This window comes from Zobellella endophytica (assembly GCF_003012775.1).
In the GTDB taxonomy this organism is placed as follows: domain Bacteria; phylum Pseudomonadota; class Gammaproteobacteria; order Enterobacterales; family Aeromonadaceae; genus Oceanimonas; species Oceanimonas endophytica.
In genome coordinates this window covers 18,462-42,293 of record NZ_PXYG01000011.1, presented here as the reverse complement: position 1 = coordinate 42,293, position 23,832 = coordinate 18,462, and the positions used below count along the sequence as shown (strand labels likewise).

The following is a 23,832-nucleotide window of genomic DNA, read 5'->3' as shown; positions in this document are numbered from 1 at the left end:
TGCCCGCCGTGGCGGGCAGCCTCCTTTATCAGCAATAGTCCTTGTACTTGTCCAGGTGGCGCACCGGCTTGGAGAGGGCGTCGCGGCGGAAGGGGTCGCCCAGCTCGCGGGTGCACATGATCTCGATGACGGTGGTCTTGCCCTCCTCCATCTGGCGCGCGATGGCGTCCTTCAGGGCCGGGCCCACGTCTTCCAGCTTGTCCACCGTCACCCCTTCGGCGCCCATGGCGCGGGCGATGTCGGCGAAGCTGGGGTTTTCCAGATCCCCGGCCACGAAGCGGCGGTTGTAGAAGTCGACCTGGTTCTTCTTCTCGGCGCCCCACTGGCGGTTGTGGAACACGATGGAGGTCACCGGAATGTTTTCGCGTACACAGGTCATGATTTCCATCATCGACATGCCCCAGGCGCCGTCACCGGCGTAGGAGATGGCCGGGCGATGGGGCGCGGCGGTCTTGGCGCCAATGATGGTCGGCAGGGCGTAACCGCAGTTGCCGAAGCTCATGGCGGCGAAGAAGGAGCGCGGCTTCTCGAAGCGCAGGTAGCTGTTGGCCACCGAGTTGATGTTGCCGATGTCGGTGGACACCATCACATCCTCGGGCATGGCCTTTTCCAGCTCGCGCAGCACCTGGCGCGGATGCAGGTAGCTGCCCTGCTCTTCCGCCTGCTCGGCGATCATGTCCAGGGAATAGTCGTCCTTTTCGTGGACCCACTGATCCAGCTCCTGCTCCCAGGCCGCTTTTTCGGCGGCGATCTCGCCGGCGCGGGCGCCCTTGTTCTCCAGGCAGGCGACGTTGAGGTTCTGCAGCCGCTCCAGGAGGGAGACGGCGGCGGCCTGGGCGTCGCCACAGATACCGACGGAGATTTTCTTCACCAGTCCCAGCATCTTGGCGTCGCAGTCCACCTGGATGATCTTGGCTTCCTTCGGCCAGTAGTCCAGGCCGTGCTGGGGCAGGGTGCCGAAGGGCCCCAGGCGGGTACCCAGCGCCAGCACCACGTCGGCGCGGGAGAGAAGCTTCATGCCGGCCTTGGAGCCCTGGTAGCCCAGCGGGCCGCACCACAGCGGGTGGCTGGCCGGGAAGGAGTCGTTGTGCAGGTAGCTGTTGACCACGGGGGCCCCCAGGAACTCGGCCAGGGCCTTGCACTCCTCCACCGCCCCGGACATCACCACGCCGCCGCCGGAGATGATCACCGGGTTCCTGGCTTCGGCCAGCAGGGCGGCCGCCTGCTGCAGGCTCTGCTCGCCGCCGGCGCCGCGCTCGATGCGGATCGGCTGGGGGATCTCCACGTTGATGTCGCCGTAGAAGAAGTCCCGCGGAATGTTAAGCTGGGTGGGGCCGTTTTCCAGCATGGCCCGGTCGAAGCAGCGGGCGGTGAACTCGGCCATCCGCGCCGGGTTGGCCACGTGGCCCTGGTACTTGGTGATGGTCTCGAAGAAGGGCAGTTGCTGCGCTTCCTGGAAGCCGCCCAAGCCCTGGGTCATGGAGCCGGTTTCCGGGGTGATGCACACCACCGGGCTGTGGGCCCAGTAGGCGGCGGCGATGGCGGTGACGAAGTTGGTGATGCCGGGGCCGTTCTGAGCGATACAGACGCCGTGCCGGCCGCTGACCCGGGCGTAGCCGTCGGCCATGTGGCCGGCGCCCTGCTCGTGCACCGTGGGGATCAGGCGGATGCCCGCCGGGGCGAAGATGTCCATGGCGTCCATGAAGGCGGAGCCCATGATGCCGAAGATATCGGTTACACCATTGGCCGCCAGAGTTTCGACCAGTGCTTCACTAGGAGTCATACGTGGCATAGCTGTCTTCCTTTTTGCTGTTTCCTGTCGGTGGCGGCGGTGGCCGTCACCCCGGGGTTATCGATCCAAATTTCGGTTAAAGCAGGTTTCCATTCGCGTTGTTATTTGTCGGTTCAGGGCGAATCGCAAAACCGGTGCCGATACCGCCGCCGGATGCCGGGCTTCCCCTCCCGTATCCTGGCCTGGCAGAACGGCGCCTGATGGCTGCGCCGCGATTCACTGGGGGTTAGATTAGAAAGCGGGGGGAAAAGAGAGTAGGACCAGTTTCACTCGCCCTGTTACGCCAGTGTTAACGGCAGCGTGGCCCGGACGTGAAAAAACGGCGGGGCACCCACCGGCGCCCCGCCCCCGTACCGAACCCCGCCTCCTCAGGCCGGAAGGTGTTTTCCTGCCCGGTAGGAGCCGACCTCGGCCCCCAGCGCTACCGCAAAGCGGTTCCAGCCATTGATGGCGACGATGGCCAGGGTCAGATCGGCCAGTTGACGCTCGCTGAACTGCTGCCGGGCCCGGCGGAACAGCTCCTCCGTGACCCCTTGCTGAGCCTGCAGGGTCAGTCCCTCGGCCCAGGCCAACGCCGCCTTTTCCCGAGGATCGAAACAGGGCGCCTCCTCCCAGGCGCCGAGCAGATACAGCCGTTGCTCGCTCTCGCCTGCGGCCCGGGCATCCTTGGTATGCATATCGAGGCAGTAGGCACAGCCGTTCAGCTGCGATACCCGGATCTTGACCAGCTCCAGCAACGAAGGCGGCAAGCCTTGCTCTCCTTTCTGGCCGGTCAGGTACTGCTCCAGCCCCAGCATGGCCCGGACGGCGCCGGGGGCGACCTGGCGATAGTCGATTCGTACAGACATGGCGATACTCCTGCTCGTGATGGATGTCTGCGCCAGTGTAGGGAGCCCGGAAAGATGGGAATTGTAGATTTTCGACATTCGCCTTGGGGGCCGACTCTGCTAGGCTGGTTCCCGGACCAGACCCACGAACCCGACCCCGATGAGCCGACTCGATTTTCTGCGCTACCCACCCAGCGCCGGGCTGAGCCCCTTCATCCAGTGCTACTGGCGGCTGCAGGGAAGCCTGCCCGCCGGACAGAACATCACCGAATGGCTGCATCCCGAAGGAGGCAGCGGCATCATTTTCAACCTGGGCGATCCCCTGATCTTCAATGGGCGGCATACCCCGGCTTCCTGCCTGATAGGCGGCCCCATGCGGCACAGCCTGAGGCTGACCCTGTCCGGCCGGATCGATGCCTGGGGCGTCAGGTTCCGGCCCGGCGGCGCCTATGGCTTCTTCACCCGCCCTTTGCGCGACCTGCTCGGACAACAGGCATCGTCCGAGGGGTTGGTGCTGCACTTTCCGGGCGGCGCCCTGGCGGAGCAGCTTTATCACCAGGCGGACGCCGGTGGAGGCCTGGCCCTGCTGGAACGGGAACTGGCTCCCCGGCTGCTGTCCTCGCCGGATTCCCCGGGGAGCTTCCGTCGCGCCCTCCAGTGCCTGTTGCTCCACCGGGGCCGCCTTCCCATCGCCCGGCTACCCTCAGCCGTCGGCCTGAGCCAGCGCCAGCTGGAGCGGCAATTCGCCCTCTGGCTGGGCCTGTCGCCCAAGGAATACGGGCGTTTGCTGCGGGTCGCTCATGTCAGGGAGCGCCTCAAGGCCGGGGACGGCCGGCGGCTGACCGAGCTGGCCCATGAGTCCGGCTATTACGATCAGGCCCACTTTATCCACGACTTTCGACGGGTGGTCGGCATGACACCGGGCCAGTACCGCCTGCGACCCAGGGCGCAACCGCTTTACCGCTAGCGCTCACCGCCGGGAGGTGCGGCGCTTCAGATCATATCCTGGATCAGCTCCACCAGCGCCTTGATGCCGGGGCGGATCTTGGCGGCGGGGATGGAGGAGTAGCCCAGGCGGAAGTAGTTGAGCGGCACCGGCTCCTGCAGGAAGTGGATGTCGCCGGGCTCAATCAGGATGCCCCGATCCGCCGCCTCCTTGCGCAGTATGCGGCTGTCCAGCCCCTCCGGGCCGCGCACCCAATAACAGGAGCCGCCGAAGCTGGGCTGCCGGCTGGCGGACGGCAGGTAGTCGTTCAGCGCCGCGCCCATCTCCTGCCAGCGTTCCTCGTAGGCCTTGGCGATGTTCATGATCAGGGCGTCGTGGTAGCCCCGCTCCAGGAACAGCGCCACCGAGCGCTGGTTGTTGGCCGCCGGGTGGCGCAGGATCAGCCGGCGCAGGGCGCGGGCCTCGCGGATAAGCTCGGCCGGCCCCACCAGGTAGCCCAGCCGCAGCCCCGGCGCCAGGGTCTTGGACAGGCTGCCGACGTAGAGCACCCGGTCGCTGCTATCGAGGCTCTTCAGCGCCGGTATCGGGTTGGTCTTGAAGTTACTCTCGCTCTCGTAGTCGTCCTCGATGATCAGGAAATTCTGCTCGCTGGCCTTGTCCAGCAGGGCATAGCGCCGCTCCAGCGGCATGGTCACCGTGGTGGGGCACTGGTGGCTGGGGGTGGTGTAGATGCAGTCGCAGTCGTCGAGCCGTTCGTCCACCACCAGCCCCTGTTCATCCACCGCCAGCGGCCGCACCCGGGCCGGGTTCATGGTGGCAATATTGCGGATGTCCACATAGCCGGGATCCTCGATGCCGAAAGTGCTGTCCTTGTCCAGCAGCAGCCGGGCCAGCATGTACAGGGCCTGCTGGGCGCCCACCGTCACCAGTATCTGGTCCGCCGAGGCCCAGACCCCGCGCCGGGGCAGCAGCCGGGTGCGGATCTGCTCGATCAGCAGGGGATCGTCGTTGTCGAAGCGGTCCGAGGCCCAGTCGCGGATCGCCGGCACGCTCACCGCGTCCCGGCAGCATTCCCGCCAGTTGTTGCTGGGAAACAGGCTGGGATCGAACTGGCCGTAGATAAAGGGATAGGGGTACTTCTGCCAGTCCTTTGGCTTGGTGATGTTGTGCTGGCTGCTGGGACGGACCTTCAGGAAACGATCCCAGTGGGGCTTGTGGCCGCCGCCGGCCCGCGCCGCCTCCGGCGGCGTTTCCAGCCGGCGGGACAGGATCTCCGGGTTGACGAAATAGCCGCTGCGCTCGCGGGCGATGAGGTAGCCGTCGTCCAGCAGGTGCTCGTAGGCCAGCACCACCGTATTGCGGGCGATGCACAGCTGCTTGGCCAGCTTGCGGCTGGAGGGCAGCGGGCTGTCCTGGGGGATGTTGCCGTTGAGGATGGCGGCGGCGATCTGCTCGCGCAGTTGCTGCTGCAGGCTGGTGCTTTTTTCCGTGGAGAGGTGAAACAGCTGGAACATGGTGACTCAACTTACCTGTCGATACATGGCCCGCGGGCCGGAACAACCCAGTTTGACCCTTTTTGCCGTCGCTTGTAAACCACAGGGCAACATATTGAAAACAAAATGGAAACGCCGGGGCATCGGCTCCCGGCGTGGTTCAGGTGGATTCGGCTCCTACAGGTGTTCGTCGCGCAGGTGGTACCAGTGGTACAGCATGCGCTGGCCCAGGCGGCGGAAGGGCGCGAACAGGTGCCCCGGCAGCGGTGAGTTGTAGATGGGCAGCTCGAACCCCTGCTTAATGCCCGCGATGCGCTGGGCCATGCGCCGGCCGGCATGGGCCGAGAACATGACGCCGTTGCCGCCGTAGCCCAGGGCGTAGAAGATCTGCTCCCTTTCATCGGGCTGGGCGATGCGCGGCATCATGTCGTGGCTGACGTCCACCCAGCCCCACCAGGAATAGTCGACCTTGATGCCCTTGAGCGCCGGAAACTTGCGGTGCATGCCGTCGATCAGCACCTGCAGGTGTTTGGGGTTGTGGGCATCGGCGCCGGTGATGGAGCTGCGGCTGCCGATCTGCAGCCGGTTGTCGGGCAGCTTGCGATAGTAGTAGCGCAGGGTGCGGGTGTCGGTGATCACCTCGTTGGTGATAAAGTTGCACTCGGCGAGCTCCTGCTCGGTCATCGGCCGGGTCACCAGGGAGTTGGACAGTATCGGCATGATCTTGCTGCGCAGGCTCTGGTGCAGCCCCTGGGAGGTATAGCCGCCGGTGGCCACCCCCACCGCCCGGGCGCGCACCACGCCGCCCGGGGTCTGCAGGTAATGCACCCCGTTGCGGGTCTCCCAGCCCAGCACCGGGCTGGAGGGATGTATGGTGGCGCCCAGCTCCCGCGCCATGCGGTGATAGCCCTGGGCCAGCTTGAGCGGATGCACGCCGATGCCGTCCGGCTCGTGCATGGCGCCCACCGCCTCCGCCTCGTTCACGTAGTTGCGGCTGAGGGTGGCCTTGTCCAGCAGTTCGGTCTGGTAGCCGAACTGCTCCCGCAGCACCCTGGCCTCGGCCTCCAGCTTGTGCATCGCCTTGTCCCGGTGCGCGATGTAAAGATGGCCGCCGTCCTGGGGATTGCAGTCGATGTTGCCGTCCCGGATCAGCCCCTTGAAGGTATCGAAGCCCTCGCGCACTTCCTCGTGCATGCGCCGGGCGGTGTCCAGGCCCCAGCGCTGGATCCACTGGGAGCGGCTGAGCCGGCCCGAGGCATTCTGGGCCTGGCCGCCGTTGCGGCTGGTACAGCCCCAGCTGACCTGGTTGGCCTCCAGCACCGTGGCCTTGATGCCGTGCTCCTTCGCCAGGAACACGGCGCAGGACAGGCCGGTGAAACCGCTGCCGATGATGGCCACGTCCACATCCATGTCGGCGGTGACGGGGCCGTCGTCTTCCGGCGGGGTGCCGGCGGTGGCCACCCAGTAGGTGGGCGCGTACTGCTGGCCGCGTCCGGGGCTGGGCGCCACCAGGGGATCATAACTGGGATCGTAACGATCCAGCACCTTTTGAGTCTGCTGCGGCTGGCGGAGCTCCGCCTGGGTTTTGTTGGCAATATCCATATTCGTCTTCCCCTGTAATGGGTTTACACCGGGTGGCAGCGATTACTGGGGATCCAGCAAGGGGCGGTCTTTGCGGAAGGCCTGCTTCAGCGCCAGTTTGCCGCCCTTGAGGGTAAACAGATCGACACCGTCGGCCTCGATGCGGCGGCCGTCCGGGCCGGTGGCGCAGAAGGTCCACTGGGACACGGCGCGGTTGCCGGCGGCGAAGTGGCTGGTACCCCGCCAGCTGACGTCCGGATAGGTGGTCCAGACCTTGACGAAGGCGGCGGCGACCGCCTCGGCTCCGCTGAAACGGGTCCCGAAGGCCTCGCTGCCGGCGGCGCCTTCGAAGACGCAGTCATCGGTCATGCAGGCCATGACGCCCTCGATATCGTGACGGTTGAAGGCGGCGAACAGTTGCTCCAGCAGGGCGACGGTGTTCTGGTTTTCGGCTGACATATTATTCTCCCTTGGCCACCTCTCCGGCGGCGATGAACAGAAACCCACAGCAGGGCTGTTGTTTACATGTTCACAACATTAGGAGCCGGGCGACGATGCCGGTAGCGCCAGTTAGGGAAAACCACTTGGACCACGAAAAAAACAATTGATAATCAGGGGGATAGTAAATGAGGCGGGAGGCAGGATAACGCGGGACGGCTCGGCCGCCCCGCGCGCCGGGGGAGAACTCAGCGGCGGCGGCCGCCTTTTTTGACCACCCCGGAAAACACCACGTGCAGATCGGTGGAGGCGGATTCGTTATCCAGGTTCAGCTTGGCCTCGATATGATCCAGGTGCTCCTTCATCATGGTCACGGCCTTGTCCTTGTCGCCGGCCTCGACGGCCTTGAGCAGTTCCTCGTGCTCGTTGAAGGAACAGTGGGCCTGGTGGCCGACCTCGTACTGGGCAATGATCAGCGAGGTCTGGGACACCACGCTGCGCTGGAAATTCAGCAGCGGCGTGTTGTTGGCCATGTGTGCCAGCTCCAGGTGAAACTCGCCGGACAGGCGGATGCCGGTGCCGCGATCGCCGCGGGCAAAGGCATCCTGCTCTTCCTGCACCATAGCCCGCATCTTGGCCAGGCTGGTCGGGGTGGCGTGTTCGACCGCCAGTTCGGTCACCGCCAGCTCCACCACCCGGCGAGCGGCGAAGATCTGCCGGGCTTCTTCCACGCTGGGCGCGGCCACCACGGCACCGCGATTGGGCCTGATGCTGACCACCTGCTCGTGGGACAGCCGCAGCAGGGCGCGGCGGATGATGGTCCGGCTGACGCCGAAGATCTCTCCCAGGGCTTCTTCACTTAACTTGGTGCCCGGCGCCAGCCGCTGTTCGAGAATGGCATCGAAGATATGTTCGTAGACGATATCGTCCTGAGTGTTTGAGCTCGACTTGACAGGTCTTGGCTCCAGTTGACTGAGTGAACTCATGTTTAGGTTTCCAGTTACGGCCTGCATATGCGGCGACCCGTGCACCGCTATCCTTGCCTGTTAATTAAATTGTTGTTGATGTCGTATACAATCTTACTGGGTTTTTACCGATACAACAGCCGGAATATCAAAGTCTGTGACTAAACACAAAAAACGCCCTGAACGGGCGTTTGTTGATGATTCCGGGATCAGACCGCCGTTTGGCGCTGATCGCGCCGGTAGCGACAGTCCCCGTAAATATACGTTTCTGCGATGGCCCTGTCATCTCCGAGCATCATCAGCACGAATAATTGCTCGAACAGATTGTGCGCATTATTCATCCGCGCATCCATCAAGGGGGTGGCGTGCAGGTCCAGCACCAGGAAGTCCGCTTCCTTGCCTACTTCCAGGTTGCCTATCTTGTTTTCCAGCCGCAGCGCCCGGGCCCCGCCCAAGGTGGCGAGATAGAGCGCCTTGATGGGATGCAGCTTGTGCTGTTGCAGCTGCTGGATCTTGTAGGCCTCGGCAATGGTCTGCAGCATGGAGAAGCTGGTGCCGCCGCCCACGTCGGTGCCCAGGCCGACCCGGATCCGGTGCTCTTCCATCCGCGGCAGATCGAACAGCCCGGAGCCGAGAAACAGGTTGGAAGTGGGACAGAAGGAGATCACAGAGTCGGACTCGCCCATCCGCTCGCATTCTTCCTGCTCCAGGTGCACCGCATGGGCGAATACCGAGCGCTCGCCCAGCAGGCCGAAGTGATCGTATACGTCCAGGTAGCCCTTTCGTTCGGGAAACAGCGACCTGACCCACTCGATCTCCTGCTTGTTTTCGGACAGGTGGGTCTGCAGGTAGACCCCCTCGTATTCCGCCAGCAGCTTGCCGGCCGCGCTCAGCTGTTCGGCAGTGCTGGTGGGCGCGAAGCGCGGGGTCACCGCGTACAGCTGGCGGCCCTTGTTGTGCCAGCGCTCGATCAGCGCCTTGCTATCCGCATAACCGGACTCGGGCGTGTCGAGCAGGTAGTCGGGAGCGTGTCGGTCCATCATCACCTTGCCGGCGATCATGCGCATATTGCGCTTGTCGGACTCGGCAAAGAAGGCCTCGACCGACGCCTTGTGCACGGTGCCGAACACCATGGCGGTGGTGGTGCCGTTGCGCAGCAGCTCGTCCAGGAACAGGGTCGCCACCCGGGCCGCGTGGGCGGCGTCGACGAACTTGCGTTCTTCCGGAAAGGTATAGTTGTTGAGCCAGTCGAGCAGCTGTTCGCCGTAGGAAGCGATCATCTCGGTCTGGGGGAAATGGATATGGGTATCGATAAAGCCCGACGTGATCAGCTGGTTCTCGAAACGGATCACCTCAAGATCGGCTGGCTGGCGGGCCAGCACGGTATCGGCCGGGCCGATGTCCCGGACGTGGCCGTCGGCCACCACCAGCACGCCGTCTTCATAGTAGGCGTAAGAGGCATCCAGGCCGACCTTGGCCGGATCGGCCAGGCTGTGCAAAATAGCGGCACGGTACGCGATAGCATGCGTCATGGACGTGCGTCTCCTTAAAAATAATCTTATGGCTGGGTGCAGGCGGCTTGCTGCGCCGGCGCCGCAGCGTCGTCATGGCTTGGCGCCGGGGACTGGTAGGCCGCAATCAGCTGCCCCGCCACCGACACCGCGATTTCCGCCGGATGCTTGCCGGTTACCTCGGCCAGGCCGATGGGGCAGATCATCCGGGCCAGGGCCGCGTCGTCGAAGCCCCGCTCCCGCAGCCGGTAGTCGAAGCGCTTGCGCTTGGTGCGCGAGCCGATCACCCCGAAGTAGCGGGCGTCGTTGCGTTTAAGAATACGGGCGCACAGTTCCAGATCGAGCTGGTGGTTGTGGGTCATCACCAGGTAGAAGCTGCCGGGCGGCTGGTCATCGACTTCGTCCACCGGATCCTCGCTCACCACGCGGGTGACGCCGGCGGGCAGCTCGGCGGGAAACTCGCTTTCCCGCTCGTCAATCCAGGTGATACGAAACGGCAGGGTCGCCAGGATCGAGACCAGCGCCTTGGCCACATGGCCGGCACCGAACAGTACCAGGTGATGGCGCGACTGCACCACCGGCTCCAGCATGATGGTGGCCATACCGCCGCAACACTGGCCCAGGCTGGCCCCCAGGTTGAAGCGCTCGACCTTCATCTGCTGCTCGCCCCGGGCCAGCATGTCCCGGGCCAGCTCCAGCGCCTTGTATTCGAGGTGGCCACCACCGATGGTGGCATGGCAGCCCTGTTCGGTCACCAGCATCTTGGTGCCGCTGTCCCGCGGGGTCGAGCCCTTATGCTCCACCACCGTCACCAGCACGCAGGGTTCCCCCTTCTGCTCCAGCTCGGCCAGCACCTGAATCCAGTTATCCTTGAACATAGCTTACTCCTCGAAGACGATGGTTCCGCCACCGGCACTTAGCCTGTTGGCATGCAGAGAGGCAACAGGGGCGAGCTTGCTCGCCGTGACGAGCCGTTTCGGCGGAATAGTGCCCTTTGGCCGAGCTTTAGCGCTGCACCAACAGTCAACACAAGCTCCTGAGCCAGGCTGCCCCTGCCCTTACTTAATCAACACATCTTCGGCCTGGGTGGCGGCCTCCTCCTGCTCCACCAGCGCCTGCATCTGCTCCACGCCCCACAACACCCGTTCCGGGGTGGCCGGCGCGTCGATATGCGGATAGCGACGGTATCCGGACACGCTGGCCACGGCGTCTTTCAGCGCACACCACACCGACATGCCGAGCATGAAGGGCGGCTCGCCCACGGCCTTGGAGTGGAACACGGTGTCTTCCGGGTTCTTGCGGTTTTCCACCAGCTTGACCCGGAAGTCGATGGGCATGTCCGCCACCGCCGGGATCTTGTAGCCCGCCGGACCGTTGGTCATCAGCCGGCCCTGGTCATTCCACACCAGCTCCTCGGTGGTGAGCCAGCCCACCCCCTGGATAAAGGCGCCTTCCACCTGGCCGATGTCGATGGCCGGGTTCAGGGAATCACCCACGTCGTGCAGGATGTCGGTACGCAGTATCTTGTACTCGCCGGTCAGGGTGTCCACCACCACTTCGGCACAGGCAGCGCCGTAGGCGAAGTAATAGAAGGGACGGCCGGAGCCGGTGGCGTGGTCGTAGTAAATCTTCGGCGTCTTGTAGAAACCGGTGCTGGAGAGCGAGATCTGGTTGAAATAGGCCAGTTGCACGAACTCCTGGAACGACAGTATCTGGTGGCGGATCTGCACGAAGTTGTTCTTGAACACCACCTCTTCCGGACTGACCTTGAAGTGGCCCGCCGCCCAGTCGATCAGCCGCTGCTTGATGGTCCGGGCCGCGTTCTGCGCCGCCTTGCCGTTCAGATCGGTGCCGCTGGACGCCGCCGTGGGCGAAGTGTTGGGCACCTTGTCGGTGTTGGTGGCGGTGATCTGGATACGCTCGATATCCACCTGGAACTCTTCCGCGACTATCTGGGCCACCTTGATGTTAAGGCCCTGACCCATTTCGGTGCCACCATGGTTGAGGTGGATACTGCCGTCGGTGTAAATATGCACCAGGGCACCGGCCTGGTTGAGGAAGGTGGCGGTAAAGGAAATGCCGAACTTCACCGGGGTGATGGCGATGCCCTTCTTGAGGATCGGGCTCCTGGCGTTGAACGCCTTGATTTCCTCGCGCCGCCTGGCGTATTCGGAGGATTGCTCCAGATCCGCCACCAGCTCGTGGATGATGTTGTGCTCCACCGGCTGGTGGTAGTGGGTGACGTTGCGATCATCCTTGCCGTAAAAGTTGACCTTGCGGATCTCCAGCGGATCCTTGCCGAGCACGGAGGCGATCTCGTCCATCACATGTTCGATGGTCATCATGCCCTGGGGTCCGCCGAAACCACGGTAGGCGGTATTGGACGCGGTGTTGGTCTTGCAGCGATGGCCGATGACGGTGGCCTCGCCCAGGTAGTAGGCGTTATCCGAGTGGAACATGGCCCGATCGACGATGGAGGAGGACAAGTCCGGCGAATAACCGCAATTGCCGGCCACCACGATTTCCGCCGCCTCGATGCGGCCGCTGTCGTCGAAACCGATTTTGTACTGGTTGAAGAACGGATGCCGCTTGCCGGTCATCATCATGTCTTCCACCCGTGGCAGCCGCATCTTGGCCGGACGACCGGTCAACCGGGCCACCACCGCCGCCATGCAGGCGGGACCGGCGGCCTGGGTTTCCTTGCCGCCGAAGCCGCCGCCCATGCGGCGCATGTCGATCACCACCTTGTGCATGGCAACGCCGAGCACGCTGGCCACCAGCTTCTGCACTTCGGTCGGGTTCTGGCTGGAGGTGAACACCAGCATGCCGCCGTCTTCGGTAGGCACCACCGAGCTGATTTGGGTTTCCAGGTAGAAGTGCTCCTGGCCGCCGATATGCAGGCTGCCCTCGATCACATGCCTGGCACGCTTGAGCCCGGCGGCGGAATCGCCGCGCTGCTGCTTGTGGCTCTCGGTCACAAACAGCTCTTTTTCCAGAGCGTCTTCCACCGACAGCACCGCCGGTAACTCCTCGTATTCGACGATGGCGGCCATGGCCGCCTTGCGGGCTGTCTCGAGGTCGTTGGCGGCCACCGCCAGCACCGGCTGGCCATAGTATTCCACCTTGCCGTCGGCCAGCAGGGGATCGCCCGCCAGCACAGGGCCGATATCCAGCTCGCCGGGCACGTCTTCGGCGGTGATGGCGATGGCCACCCCGTCAAAGGCGTAACAGGGGCTCACATCCAGCCTGGTGATACGGGCGTGGGCCTTGTCGGACAGCCGGGCGTACACGTGCAACTGGTTGGGGAACTCCAGCCGATCGTCGATGTACTGGGCCTCGCCGGCCACCTGCATGGCGGCACTGTCGTGGGGCACGCTCTTGCCCACGCCGGTTTGCAGGTCCTGTTTGATCCTTTCCATCATTTCGTCGATGGTGAGCGTGTTCAGCGGTTTGTTAGACATAAGACGTCACCCTGGTTTCCAGTTTCAGATCCTGTTGCTCGATAAAGAACTTGTAGAGCAGGTTTGCCGCTGTCTTGCTGCGGTATTCCTTGCTGGCGCGGAAATCGGACAGCGGCTGGAAGTCGCCCTCCAGGGCCTTCATCGCCGCCTTGACGGTGGCGTGGTTCCAGTTCTGGCCCACCAGCGCCTGCTCGCAGGCCGCGGCCCGTTTGGGCGTGGCCGCCATGCCGCCGAAGCCGATGCGGGCTTCCACCACCTTGCCGTTTGCTATGGTCAGGTTGAAGGCGCCGCATACCGCGGAAATATCGTCGTCTATCCGTTTGGACAGCTTGTACACCCTGAAGTGCTGGTTGGCCGCGGGTTTGGGCACTATCACCTTCTCGATGAACTCGCCTTCTTCCTGGGCGGTCACCTTGTAGCTCAGGAAGTAGTCCTCGATGGGCAGCTCGCGCACCCGCTCGCCCTTGCGCAGCACCAGGCGGGCATTGAGCGCGATCAGCACCGGCGGGGCGTCGCCGATGGGCGAGGCGTTACCGATATTACCGCCCAGGGTGCCCTGGTTACGGATCTGCAGGGAGGCGAAACGGTGCAGCAGCTCGCCGAAATCCGGGTAGCTGCGGCTCAGCGCTTCATAGCTGTCGCTCAAGGAGCGGGCGGCGCCGATCACCAGTTGCTCGTCGTCTTCTTCCAGCTGCTTCATGTCGGCCACGTTGCCCACATAGATCATCTTGGGCAGTTCGCGATAAAACTGGGTCACTTCCAGCGCCAGATCGGTGCCGCCGGCCAGCAGCCGGGCATCGGGGTGCTGCGCCAGCAGGGTCGCCAGCTCGGCGCTGGAGGTGGGCGAGAAGCACACCTTGTCGTCCCCTTCCAGGGTGACCAGGGTATCGGTCTCGATCTGCGCCAGCTTGGCCAGCACCTCGGCCTCGTAGCGGGAAAAGTCGTCGGCCAGCCGGGGCTGCTCGGCGATGGCCTTGGCGGCATCGACGATGGGGCGGTAACCGGTGCAGCGGCACAGGTTGCCGGCCAGGGCCTCGAGGATGTCGTGCTTGTCGGCCGCGGGCTTGTTCTTGCTCAGGGCAAACATCGACATGATGAAACCCGGGGTACAAAAACCGCATTGCGAGCCATGAAAGTCCACCATGCTCTGTTGCACCGGGTGCAGGCGGCCGTCCTTCGACTTGAGGTCTTCCACCGTAATCAACTGCTTGCCGTGCAGCGCCGACACGAAGGTCAGGCAGGAGTTGACCGAGCGATAACGGATGCGATCGCCTTCCGGTTCGCCCAGCACCACGGTACAGGCGCCGCAGTCCCCGGACGCGCATCCTTCCTTGGTGCCGCTCTTAGCCGCGCGGGTACGCAGATAATTCAACACCGTCATATTTGGCGAAAGGTCCTTCTCCTCCCGCAACTCCTGGTTAAGTAGGAACTTAATCAAGGCTTGCCTCCTTCAGTGAGTACACTGCACACATTGCCGACCAACATAATGGTAGTATCTTTACCTGTAATTAAAATAAAAAACTGACCCATGAGTCAACAAATATTTCACAGCCGGATAACCATTTTATTGCCCCCGGATGTTAAGTGGTTGCCGGGACAAGCAATTAACTAAATAGTTGTGTACGTTAGTGACAGCAATTTTTCTGGCCTTTTGTGTTAAGTGTAGCGGGAGCGGAACAGAGCATGATTCAAGCAACGGCGCCGACCGAACGACGGCGGGTACAGCGGGTATTTATGGGGGTGGCCCTGGCCATCATGCTGGGGGCACTGGAGATCACCCTGCTGATGCCGGCGCTCTCCACCCTGGGCCGGGAGTTTGCCGCGCCGACGCTGGCCCCGCTGCTGATCAGCAGCTACCTGTTTGCCATGACCCTCAGCATGCCCATCTATGGCCGGCTGAGCGATCGCTTCGGCCGTCGCCCCTGCCAGGCCATGGCCATCTCGCTCTTTACCCTGGGCTCGCTCGCCAGCGGCCTGGTCGATACCCTGCCCGCCCTGCTGCTCACCCGGCTGCTGACCGGGGCCGGTGGCGGCGGCCTGATCGCCCTGTCCTTCGCGGTGATCGCCGATGTCATCCCTCCCCGCCATGTGGGCCGCTACCAGGGCTACATTTCCGCCATCTTCGCCATTTCCAGCGTCGCCGGCCCCCTGCTGGGCGCCTTTATCATCGGCCTGTTCGACTGGCGCTGGTTGTTTATCTTCAAGGTACCGCTGGGGCTGCTGGCGCTCTGGCTCAACCACTGGGCGCTGAAAGAGCTTGGGCACAAGGGCGCCAAAAGCCGGCAGGATGCCGTCGGTATCCTGTTGCTGCTGCTCACCGGTATCGGCTGGGGAGTATCGACCAATATCGGCCTGATCGCCCCGGAACTGGTTGATAACCAGCCCTTGCTGCTGGGGCTGATGGCGCTGCCCAGCCTGCTCCTGCTGTGGCACCAGTGGCACCATCCCGACCCGGTGTTGCCGTTGCGTTTTCTGCGGGAAAAGCTGTTCCGCACCGCCGTGCTGCTGCTGGCCCTGTCGGAGGCCATTCGCCTGGCACTGCTGGTGTACGTGCCCCTGGGGCTCGAGCTGCAACTGGGCATGAATCCTGCTCAGACCAGCCAGGTGCTGCTGTGGTTTATCCTGAGCGTGACCCTGGGGACCTTTGTCAGCGGCAAGCGCATCGCCCGCCAGGGATTCTGCCGGCCTTTCCCCTGGCTGGGCGGGCTGGCGCTGGGGGCCGGCTGTGCGGGACTCTGGTGGGTATTTCAGCATAGCCAGCCGGGGCTGTGGCTCTATCCGGGGCTGATCGCCGGCGGCGTGGGCATCGGCTTCCTGATCGTGGCCTGCTCCATCGCGGTGCAGAATGCCCTGCCGCCCAGACAACTGGGCTCGGGGCTGGCACTGATGAACTTTATCCGTTCACTGGGGGGAACCCTGGGGGTGGCCCTGCTCGGCTGGCAATACCAGGGACACGGCGATAATCAGTGGCTGATGCCGGTATTCCTGACCATGGCCGGCTATGCCCTCTGCTGCCTGCTGCTCGGGTTGCTGATGCCCGATGCCGAGCTGGCGGGCACCGCCAAGAATGATCCGGCGAAAAGTTAAGACACCACCGGGGCCGACTTGACGGCGCAGCCTTCGATCACCAGCCGGGTGATCACCGCCGCGGCCTGCTCGAAATCGACGTCGTCCAGCTCTGCCTTGCCCAGGGCCATGGTGATCTGCCAGTTAAAATCGGCATAGGTCTGGGTGGAGGCCCAGATGGCAAACAACAGATGTCGGGGCTCGATCCTGGCCATCAGCCCCTGCGCCATCCAGTCGCTCAGCTTGGCGGCCAGGGTGCGGGTCTGTTCGCTCAGGCGGACGATGATGTCCTCCGGCAAATGGGGCGCCCCGTGCATGATCTCGCTGGCAAAGACCTTGGAGGCGTAGGGGTAGTCCCTGGAGATCATCAACTTGGCCTTAATATAGGCGGTCAATGCCTTCACCGGATCCTGATATTCGATAAAGGGAGCCGAGGCCGCCAGCAGCGGTTCGGTCACGCTTTCCAGTACGGCCCGGTAGAGCTTCTCTTTGCTGCCGAAATAGTAATAGATATTGGGCTTGGGCAATTCGGCCAGTCCGGCGATATCCGCGGTTTTGGTGGCCGCGTAGCCATTTTCGGCAAAAATCCGGCTGGCGGCACGGATGATTTTTTCTTCGTTCTTGACTCTTATCCGGGACATACAGATTTCAGGCTCCAACCCTCAATAGGTGTTTTTCTGCTAACCATACCGGAATCCTGTAAAAAAGTGATAAAAAAAGCGCTCACGAGTGAGCGCTAAAAACTGAGTAACCAAGGTTACCCCTCGACCAAAACAACAAGTTTGCCCAAATCGGCGGCGGTTAGCCGCAGTCGGCCACCAGCTCGGCGAGCCGGATACCGGCCACGGCACAGGCTTCATCCACATCGGACTGATCGCCACTGATGCCCACGGCGCCCAGCAGGCACTGCTGATCATCACGGATCAGCACTCCCCCCGGCACCGGCACGATATTGCCCTGGGCCAGCACATTGACCGCCGACATAAAGGCCGGCCGGGCCGCCGCCATTTCCGCCAGCCCCCGGGAGCTGCGTCCCAGGGCGATGGCGCCCCAGGCCTTGCCGACGGCGATGTCCGGCCGCAGCAGGCTGGAGCCGTCCTGGCGCTGCAAGGACACCAGCCGTCCGGCATTGTCCAGCACCGCCACCGTCAGTGATGCCGCCCCCACCTCTGTGCCATGCAATAAGGCGCCGCGCGTGATAACCAGCGCCTGTTCAAGTGAAACTGTACTCATTACCCTGGACTCCCTGTCGAGCTGTAACAAAGAAGGATTAATTGATCACTAATAAAACACAAAAAGACCACAATGTTAAGATCATTTGTATACATTTCACGTAAAAATAAATTTATGATTACTTTATCCCACGCTATCTGCCGCCACCTCTCCCTCCCGCCAACGACTGTCAATTCCTCTTCCGGGCAGGCTGTCGCCAACCATGAGGCTATGGCATGGTCCTTGCAGTGTTTTGTGGCAGATGGTCGTTTGAGGTGAGAGAAGAGGATGCCGGATCTACGACAGGTTTCGCCGCTGAACTGGTTTATGTGCTGGTTATTGTTGAGCTGTACCCTGGTCACCCTGCTGCCGGACAGCCTGTTCACCGGCGCCTTCGGACTGTGGCTGGCGGATTACCGGCTGCTGTTTGTGCTCGGCATGGTGCTGTCGGGCTCTTATTTCTTGTCCCAGGGCGCCATCCTGTTGTTTCAGTATGTGTTTTACAGAAAGCAGCGGCTGGTCCGGCAAAAGTTGCTGAAAGAGCTGCTGGACTACCTGGATGCCAGTGAAAGGGCGGTGTTGCGGGAGTTTGTGATCCAGCGCAAAAGCGTCATAAAATTGCCGGTCACCGAACCTTCCGTCAAAAATCTGTTGGAGCAGGGCATACTGACCTATGCCTACGGCGAGCCGAACGAGCCGGGACTCAATGCCATCAAACCCCTGATGATTACCATTGAGGCCCGTCCGCTGCTGACTTTCAAGGTACTGGGGCTTAATCCGGCCAGCATGAGCGAAGAGCAGAAAAACATGATACTGAACAACAGGCCCAAGTATGCCTACAAGCAACTGGGCCGCAACTGACCGCCTTCTGGCGGCCGGTTGCCGTTATTCGCCGGTTCTTTCCTTCAGATAGCCTTCATAGTCCGGGATGCGGATACTGAAATCCCGGCTCATCTGGGCGCTGTTCATCAGCATGTCGGCGGTGGCGATATTGGTCGCCACCGGAATATTCCACACCGTCGCCAGCCGCAACAGGGCCTTGACGTCGGGATCGTGGGGGACGGCATTGAGCGGATCCCAGAAGAAGATCAGCACATCGATTTTCCCTTCGGCAATCAAGGCACCCAGTTGCTGATCTCCCCCCATGGGGCCGGACAGCAGGCAGCGCACCGGCAACCCCACCTTGCGGCTGAGCATGGTACCGGTGGTGCCGGTGGCATACAGATGATGCAGTTTCAGCTCTTCGGCATGACTGGATACCCATTCCAGCAACTGCTCTTTCTTATGGTCATGGGCCACCAGTGCGACATTCTTGTGGGAAGGCAGGGTTCTTTGCGTATCTTTCATCACTATCGACATCCTTGCTAAAGTCTGCCTCCATAGTAGCCAAAGCCGCGGCCAATGAGCAGCCCTAAAAATAAAAAAGCCCCCGAAGGGGCTGCCGGTGCTTGCCGGATGGGATCAGTCTTCATCCATAAACCGGGCTTGCTGATAATTCTGGATGCCAACCTTGTCGATCAGCCCGAGTTGCGTCTCCAGCCAGTCGATATGCTCTTCTTCCTCTTCCAGTATCTCGTTGAACAGCTCCCGGCTGACATAGTCCCGCACCGATTCGGCATAGGCCATGGCCTCTTTTAAATCGGGGAGCGCATCCATTTCGAGGGACAGATCGGCTTTCAGCATTTCCTCGGTATTTTCACCGATGCGAAGGCGGCCGAGATCCTGCAGGTTGGGAATACCTTCGAGGAAAAGGATGCGTTCGATCAGGTGATCCGCATGCTTCATCTCATCGATCGACTCGTGGTATTCCTTGTCTGCCAGATGCAGCAGGCACCAGTCCTTGTATATCCTGGCATGCAGGAAATACTGGTTGATGGCAACCAGCTCGTTACCCAATACCTTGTTGAGGTGAGCAATAATCCAGGGCTCCCCTTTCATCGAACCGGACTCCTATCGCTTAAAAAGCACCTTTCTAAAGGTAGTCCAGGGGGAAGAACTGATAACAATAAAGCGGGTCAGGCGACTTCGTAGTAGAGCGGGGTCTTGGCGTTTTCTTCGGCCAGGATGGCCATCGCCACGGGCACACACTTGCCGCACTGAGAGCCCACTCCCAGCTCGCACTTGAGCTGTTTGAATTCGGTATTGCCCTCGGCAATGGCCGCTCTCAGTTGACGTTCGGTAATGCCCTTGCACAGACACACGTACATAGATATATCCTCCGGTTCGATGAAATAAATCTAAATGATAGTGGTTATCAATGCAAGCACTGCGTGGCTAAAAAGTCCTCTCGGATCACATAATCCTGCACCGTCGTCAGCCTGCCATAGAGTAAGGGAAACCGGGCCATGCGACGCCACCGACCAGGGGTTGTGCATCGGGCTCAGGTCCACTCGCGGGCAAAGAGAGTAAAGCGCCGTCCGGCCCTCCCCGCCGGCATAACCGGTTGCGGAAATGCCCGGTATCGGCAAGCGGCCCGGCTCAAGGCCGGTGCGGGCGGTAGCCGTGATACAGGCGCCGCCGCGGGGTCGTTCTGTTGTAGCGCCGGCACCGGTCAAGCAGGGGAAAGGGATCAGCCCTTGAAGCGAGCCTCGAGCAACGGCACCATCGCTGACAGGTCGTAGCCGGCCCGGGCGGCGGCTTCCAGTAACACTGCGGCCGGCCGTTGCGTCGCCTGGGACAGGGCCCAGAGGGTAATAGAGCGGGTGCCACTGCGGCAGAAGGCCAGCACCGGCTGGTCGGTGGCGGCCATCGCCTGCTCGAAGGCCAGGACGGCATCCTGGCTGAAATTGCCGGAGGAGATAGGGATCCAATACCAGTCGAAGCCGTGCTCACGCGCCTTGGCAGCCAGCATCTCCGCAGCCGGCTGGCCATCGGCCTCGCCATCGGGTCGGTTGCAGATCAGGGTTTTAAAGCCCTTGGCTTGCAACGCAGGCAAATCGTCTTCAACGACCTGGTCTGCAACAGCAAAGAAGGGAGTAACCTGTCTAATTTCCATATGGACACCTCATCAGGCGGAAACGGGTGAACGGGATGACCACCTCCGCCATGTTGTGTGGGAGACGAACGTTAAATTAGATTATTCTAATGGCAAGAGTTACCACAAGCCCAGAAACGCAAAAAGGAGGCCGAGGCCTCCTTTTTAACGTTAGCAAGAAGTCAGTTACTTGACGATCTTGGCAACAACGCCGGCACCAACGGTACGGCCACCTTCACGGATGGCGAAGCGCAGACCCTCTTCCATCGCGATGGGAGCAATCAGGCTGACCACCATCTTGATGTTGTCGCCCGGCATCACCATCTCGACGCCTTCCGGCAGTTCGATGGTACCGGTCACATCGGTGGTACGGAAGTAGAACTGCGGGCGGTAACCCTTGAAGAACGGGGTGTGACGACCACCTTCTTCCTTGGACAGTACGTATACTTCGGATTCGAAGTCGGTGTGCGGAGTGATCGTGCCGGGCTTGGCCAGAACCTGACCACGCTCAACGTCTTCACGCTTGGTGCCACGCAGCAGCACACCCACGTTTTCACCGGCACGGCCTTCGTCCAGCAGCTTGCGGAACATTTCAACGCCGGTACAGGTGGTCTTGACGGTATCTTTGATACCAACGATAGCCACTTCCTCACCCACTTTCACGATACCGCGCTCAACACGACCGGTGACCACGGTACCACGGCCCTGGATGGAGAACACGTCTTCGATCGGCATCAGGAAGGCACCGTCGATGGCACGCTCGGGCTCGGGGATGTAGGTATCCAGGGCGTTGGCCAGCTCGATGATCTTCTCTTCCCACTGGGCATCGCCTTCCAGGCCTTTCAGGGCGGAACCCTGGATAACCGGAATGTCATCGCCCGGGAAGTCGTACTCGGACAGCAGCTCGCGCACTTCCATTTCTACCAGCTCGAGCAGCTCTTCGTCGTCGACCATGTCGCACTTGTTCATGAACACAACGATGTAGGGAACGCCTACCTGGCGGGCCAGCAGGATATGCTCACGGGTTTGCGGCATGGGGCCGTCGGTGGCGGCAACCACCAGGATAGCGCCGTCCATCTGGGCCGCACCGGTGATCATGTTTTTCACATAGTCGGCGTGGCCGGGGCAGTCAACGTGAGCGTAGTGACGGATTTCGGTGTCGTACTCGACGTGAGAGGCAGCGATGGTGATACCACGGGCTTTTTCTTCCGGAGCGTTGTCGATCTGGTCAAAAGCACGGGCGGCGCCGCCGAATTTCTTGGCCAGCACGTTGGTGATGGCGGCGGTCAGAGTGGTTTTGCCATGGTCAACGTGACCGATGGTACCGACGTTCACGTGCGGTTTTGTACGTTCAAATTTTTCTTTAGACACGACCTAGTCCTTCCTAGTTTGATCCCGACCGCAGGGCGGGCGGGGAGTTAAAACAAAGATTAATTAACCTTTACGAGAAGCGATAACCGCTTCTGCCATGTTCGCAGGCACTTCGGCATACTTGGCAAACTCCATGGAGTAAGAAGCACGCCCCTGGGTCTGGGAACGCAGATCGGTGGCGTAGCCGAACATTTCGGACAGCGGTACCAGAGCATTGACAATCTTGCCGCTAGGACCGTCTTCCATGCCTTCGATAATACCACGACGACGGTTAACGTCACCGATCACATCACCCATGTACTCTTCCGGAGTTTCTACTTCAACCTTCATCATCGGCTCAAGCAGCACGGGGTTACACTTCATGAAGCCCGCTTTGAACGCCATGGAACCGGCGATCTTAAAGGCCATTTCAGAAGAGTCAACATCGTGGTAGGAACCGTCGTACAGGGTGATCTTGATATCTTCGATCGGATAGCCGGCCAGAACACCCTGCCTCATCTGCTCTTGAATACCCTTGTCGACGGCAGGGATGTATTCCTTCGGAATCACCCCACCGACAACGGCGTTCTCGAACTTGTAGCCGGCACCGGCTTCTTGCGGCTCGATCTTGATCCAGACGTGACCGAACTGACCTCGGCCACCGGACTGACGCACGAACTTGCCTTCCTGCTCCACGGAACCACGGATGCTTTCGCGGTAGGCCACCTGGGGTTTGCCCACGTTGGCTTCAACCTTGAACTCACGCTTCATCCGGTCGACGATGATGTCCAGATGCAGCTCACCCATACCGGCGATGATGGTCTGGCCGGATTCTTCGTCGGTCCACACGCGGAAAGACGGATCTTCCTGCGCCAGACGACCCAGGGCCAGGCCCATTTTCTCCTGGTCGGCCTTGGTTCTCGGCTCGACGGCAACGGAGATAACCGGCTCGGGGAACTCCATCCGCTCGAGGATGATAGGCGCGTCCTGGGCACACAGGGTGTCACCGGTGGTCACGTCTTTCAGACCGATGGCGGCGGCGATGTCACCGGCACGCACTTCCTTGATCTCTTCCCGCTTGTTGGCATGCATCTGAACGATACGGCCGAAACGCTCGCGCTTGCCCTTGACGGAGTTCAGCACGGTGTCGCCGGAGTTGATCACGCCGGAGTACACGCGGAAGAAGGTCAGGTTGCCCACGAAGGGATCGGTGGCGATCTTGAACGCCAGCGCGGAGAAAGGCGCGGCGTCGTCGGCCGGACGGGTGTCCGGGGTTTCGCCGTCTTCTTTCAGACCGGAGATGGCATGCACCTCTACCGGCGAAGGCAGGTAGTCGATCACCACGTCCAGCATGGCCTGCACACCCTTGTTCTTGAACGCCGAGCCGCAGGTCACCAGGATCACTTCGTTGTTCAGCACACGTTGACGCAAAGCGGACTTGATTTCCTCTTCGCTCAGTTGACCTTCCTCGAGGTATTTCTCCATCAGCTCTTCGTTGGCCTCGGCAGCGGCCTCCACCAAGTTCTGGTGCCACTCTTCGGCCAGGTCGGCCAGCTCGGCAGGAATATCCTTGTACTCGAAGGTGGTGCCGTTGTCTTCGTCGTTCCAGTCGATAGCTTTCATCTTGACCAGATCGACCACGCCACGGAAGCCTTCCTCGGCGCCGATCGGCAACTGTACCGGAACCGGCACGCCTTTCAGGCGACTCTTGATCTGGGACACCACGCGCAGGAAGTTGGCGCCGGTACGGTCCATCTTGTTGACGAACGCGATGCGTGGCACCTTGTACTTGTTGGCCTGGCGCCATACGGTTTCTGACTGGGGCTGAACACCACCCACAGCACAGTAAACCATGACAGCACCGTCGAGCACACGCATGGAGCGTTCTACTTCAATGGTGAAGTCAACGTGTCCGGGGGTATCGATAATGTTGACACGGTGCTTGGGATACTGGTGCGCCATACCGTCCCAGAAACAGGTGGTCGCGGCGGAGGTAATGGTAATACCACGCTCTTGCTCCTGCTCCATCCAGTCCATGGTGGCGGCGCCATCATGCACTTCACCGATTTTATGGTTTACACCGGTGTAGAACAGAATACGCTCGGTAGTGGTAGTCTTACCGGCGTCGATGTGAGCACTGATACCGATATTGCGGTAACGCTCAATTGGGGTTGTACGAGCCACAATAATATCCTCTTGCTAAGGTCAACTGTCCT

General features: G+C 61.6%; 21 protein-coding genes. 3 read left to right on the top strand and 18 right to left on the bottom strand.

Annotated elements, in window-relative coordinates; all coding sequences use genetic code 11:
* Nucleotides 1-28: 28 nt before the first annotated feature.
* Nucleotides 29-1,792: a sulfoacetaldehyde acetyltransferase gene (gene xsc / locus C7H85_RS18005; RefSeq protein WP_106731096.1), complete on the bottom strand. Its 1,764-nt coding sequence runs from the start codon at nt 1,790-1,792 to the stop codon at nt 29-31.
* 368 nt (nt 1,793-2,160) lie between these two features.
* Nucleotides 2,161-2,640 carry a carboxymuconolactone decarboxylase family protein gene (locus C7H85_RS18000; RefSeq protein ID WP_106731095.1) on the bottom strand — a complete coding sequence of 160 codons (480 nt, stop codon included), beginning with the start codon at nt 2,638-2,640 and terminating at the stop codon, nt 2,161-2,163.
* Between the two features lie 139 nt (nt 2,641-2,779).
* Between C7H85_RS18000 and C7H85_RS17995 the strand changes: the two genes are divergently transcribed.
* Nucleotides 2,780-3,586, top strand: coding sequence for an AraC family transcriptional regulator (locus C7H85_RS17995; RefSeq protein WP_106731094.1), 807 nt, complete (start codon nt 2,780-2,782; stop codon nt 3,584-3,586).
* A gap of 26 nt (nt 3,587-3,612) precedes the next feature.
* Here the strand turns inward: C7H85_RS17995 and pdxR are convergent, their stop codons facing one another.
* The 8 genes from pdxR to xdhA all read right to left on the bottom strand — a co-directional run bounded on the left by pdxR (nt 3,613) and on the right by xdhA (nt 14,452).
* On the bottom strand, nt 3,613-5,079 hold the full coding sequence (pdxR, locus tag C7H85_RS17990; protein WP_106731093.1) for a MocR-like pyridoxine biosynthesis transcription factor PdxR: 1,467 nt from the start codon (nt 5,077-5,079) through the stop codon (nt 3,613-3,615).
* Nucleotides 5,080-5,235: 156 nt separating this feature from the next.
* Nucleotides 5,236-6,660, bottom strand: coding sequence for an NAD(P)/FAD-dependent oxidoreductase (locus tag C7H85_RS17985; protein WP_106731092.1), 1,425 nt, complete (start codon nt 6,658-6,660; stop codon nt 5,236-5,238).
* Nucleotides 6,661-6,702: 42 nt separating this feature from the next.
* Nucleotides 6,703-7,098: a nuclear transport factor 2 family protein gene (locus tag C7H85_RS17980; protein WP_106731091.1), complete on the bottom strand. Its 396-nt coding sequence runs from the start codon at nt 7,096-7,098 to the stop codon at nt 6,703-6,705.
* 227 nt (nt 7,099-7,325) lie between these two features.
* Nucleotides 7,326-8,063: a GntR family transcriptional regulator gene (locus C7H85_RS17975; RefSeq protein ID WP_106731090.1), complete on the bottom strand. Its 738-nt coding sequence runs from the start codon at nt 8,061-8,063 to the stop codon at nt 7,326-7,328.
* A 188-nt stretch (nt 8,064-8,251) separates the two neighbouring features.
* Nucleotides 8,252-9,574 carry a guanine deaminase gene (guaD, locus tag C7H85_RS17970; RefSeq protein WP_106731089.1) on the bottom strand — a complete coding sequence of 441 codons (1,323 nt, stop codon included), beginning with the start codon at nt 9,572-9,574 and terminating at the stop codon, nt 8,252-8,254.
* 26 nt (nt 9,575-9,600) lie between these two features.
* The gene (gene xdhC, locus C7H85_RS17965) at nt 9,601-10,431 is read right to left on the bottom strand and encodes a xanthine dehydrogenase accessory protein XdhC (RefSeq protein ID WP_106731088.1); all 831 of its coding nucleotides are present in this window, start codon (nt 10,429-10,431) and stop codon (nt 9,601-9,603) included.
* Between the two features lie 180 nt (nt 10,432-10,611).
* Nucleotides 10,612-13,014, bottom strand: a complete 2,403-nt coding sequence (gene xdhB / locus C7H85_RS17960) for a xanthine dehydrogenase molybdopterin binding subunit (RefSeq protein ID WP_106731087.1) — start codon at nt 13,012-13,014, stop codon at nt 10,612-10,614.
* A complete protein-coding gene (gene xdhA / locus C7H85_RS17955) occupies nt 13,007-14,452 on the bottom strand; it encodes a xanthine dehydrogenase small subunit (RefSeq protein WP_106731086.1) in 1,446 nt (481 codons plus the stop codon). Before xdhA ends, xdhB begins: the two co-directional genes overlap by 8 nt.
* Nucleotides 14,453-14,697: 245 nt before the next feature.
* Between xdhA and C7H85_RS17950 the strand changes: the two genes are divergently transcribed.
* Nucleotides 14,698-16,101: an MFS transporter gene (locus C7H85_RS17950; protein WP_106731085.1), complete on the top strand. Its 1,404-nt coding sequence runs from the start codon at nt 14,698-14,700 to the stop codon at nt 16,099-16,101.
* Here the strand turns inward: C7H85_RS17950 and C7H85_RS17945 are convergent.
* Nucleotides 16,098-16,721: a TetR/AcrR family transcriptional regulator gene (locus tag C7H85_RS17945; protein WP_106731084.1), complete on the bottom strand. Its 624-nt coding sequence runs from the start codon at nt 16,719-16,721 to the stop codon at nt 16,098-16,100. The genes C7H85_RS17950 and C7H85_RS17945 overlap by 4 nt on opposite strands.
* Nucleotides 16,722-16,881: 160 nt before the next feature.
* Nucleotides 16,882-17,313 (bottom strand): GlcG/HbpS family heme-binding protein, encoded by a 432-nt coding sequence (locus tag C7H85_RS17940; protein ID WP_106731083.1) that lies wholly within the window; start codon nt 17,311-17,313, stop codon nt 16,882-16,884.
* A gap of 306 nt (nt 17,314-17,619) precedes the next feature.
* Between C7H85_RS17940 and C7H85_RS17935 the strand changes: the two genes are divergently transcribed.
* Nucleotides 17,620-18,153, top strand: coding sequence for a superinfection exclusion B family protein (locus C7H85_RS17935; RefSeq protein WP_245879713.1), 534 nt, complete (start codon nt 17,620-17,622; stop codon nt 18,151-18,153).
* Nucleotides 18,154-18,177: 24 nt separating this feature from the next.
* Here the strand turns inward: C7H85_RS17935 and C7H85_RS17930 are convergent, their stop codons facing one another.
* From C7H85_RS17930 to fusA, 6 genes are all read right to left on the bottom strand, one after another.
* Entirely contained in the window at nt 18,178-18,639 is a 462-nt protein-coding gene (locus C7H85_RS17930) for a methylglyoxal synthase (protein ID WP_106731081.1), read from the bottom strand.
* A 114-nt stretch (nt 18,640-18,753) separates the two neighbouring features.
* Nucleotides 18,754-19,230: a bacterioferritin gene (bfr, locus tag C7H85_RS17925; protein WP_106731080.1), complete on the bottom strand. Its 477-nt coding sequence runs from the start codon at nt 19,228-19,230 to the stop codon at nt 18,754-18,756.
* A gap of 77 nt (nt 19,231-19,307) precedes the next feature.
* Nucleotides 19,308-19,499 (bottom strand): bacterioferritin-associated ferredoxin, encoded by a 192-nt coding sequence (locus C7H85_RS17920; protein WP_106731079.1) that lies wholly within the window; start codon nt 19,497-19,499, stop codon nt 19,308-19,310.
* A gap of 362 nt (nt 19,500-19,861) precedes the next feature.
* Nucleotides 19,862-20,287, bottom strand: coding sequence for a protein tyrosine phosphatase family protein (locus C7H85_RS17915; protein ID WP_106731078.1), 426 nt, complete (start codon nt 20,285-20,287; stop codon nt 19,862-19,864).
* A gap of 165 nt (nt 20,288-20,452) precedes the next feature.
* Nucleotides 20,453-21,637: an elongation factor Tu gene (gene tuf, locus C7H85_RS17910; protein ID WP_106731077.1), complete on the bottom strand. Its 1,185-nt coding sequence runs from the start codon at nt 21,635-21,637 to the stop codon at nt 20,453-20,455.
* Between the two features lie 63 nt (nt 21,638-21,700).
* Nucleotides 21,701-23,800: an elongation factor G gene (gene fusA / locus C7H85_RS17905; RefSeq protein ID WP_106731076.1), complete on the bottom strand. Its 2,100-nt coding sequence runs from the start codon at nt 23,798-23,800 to the stop codon at nt 21,701-21,703.
* Between the last annotated feature and the right edge of the window lie 32 nt (nt 23,801-23,832).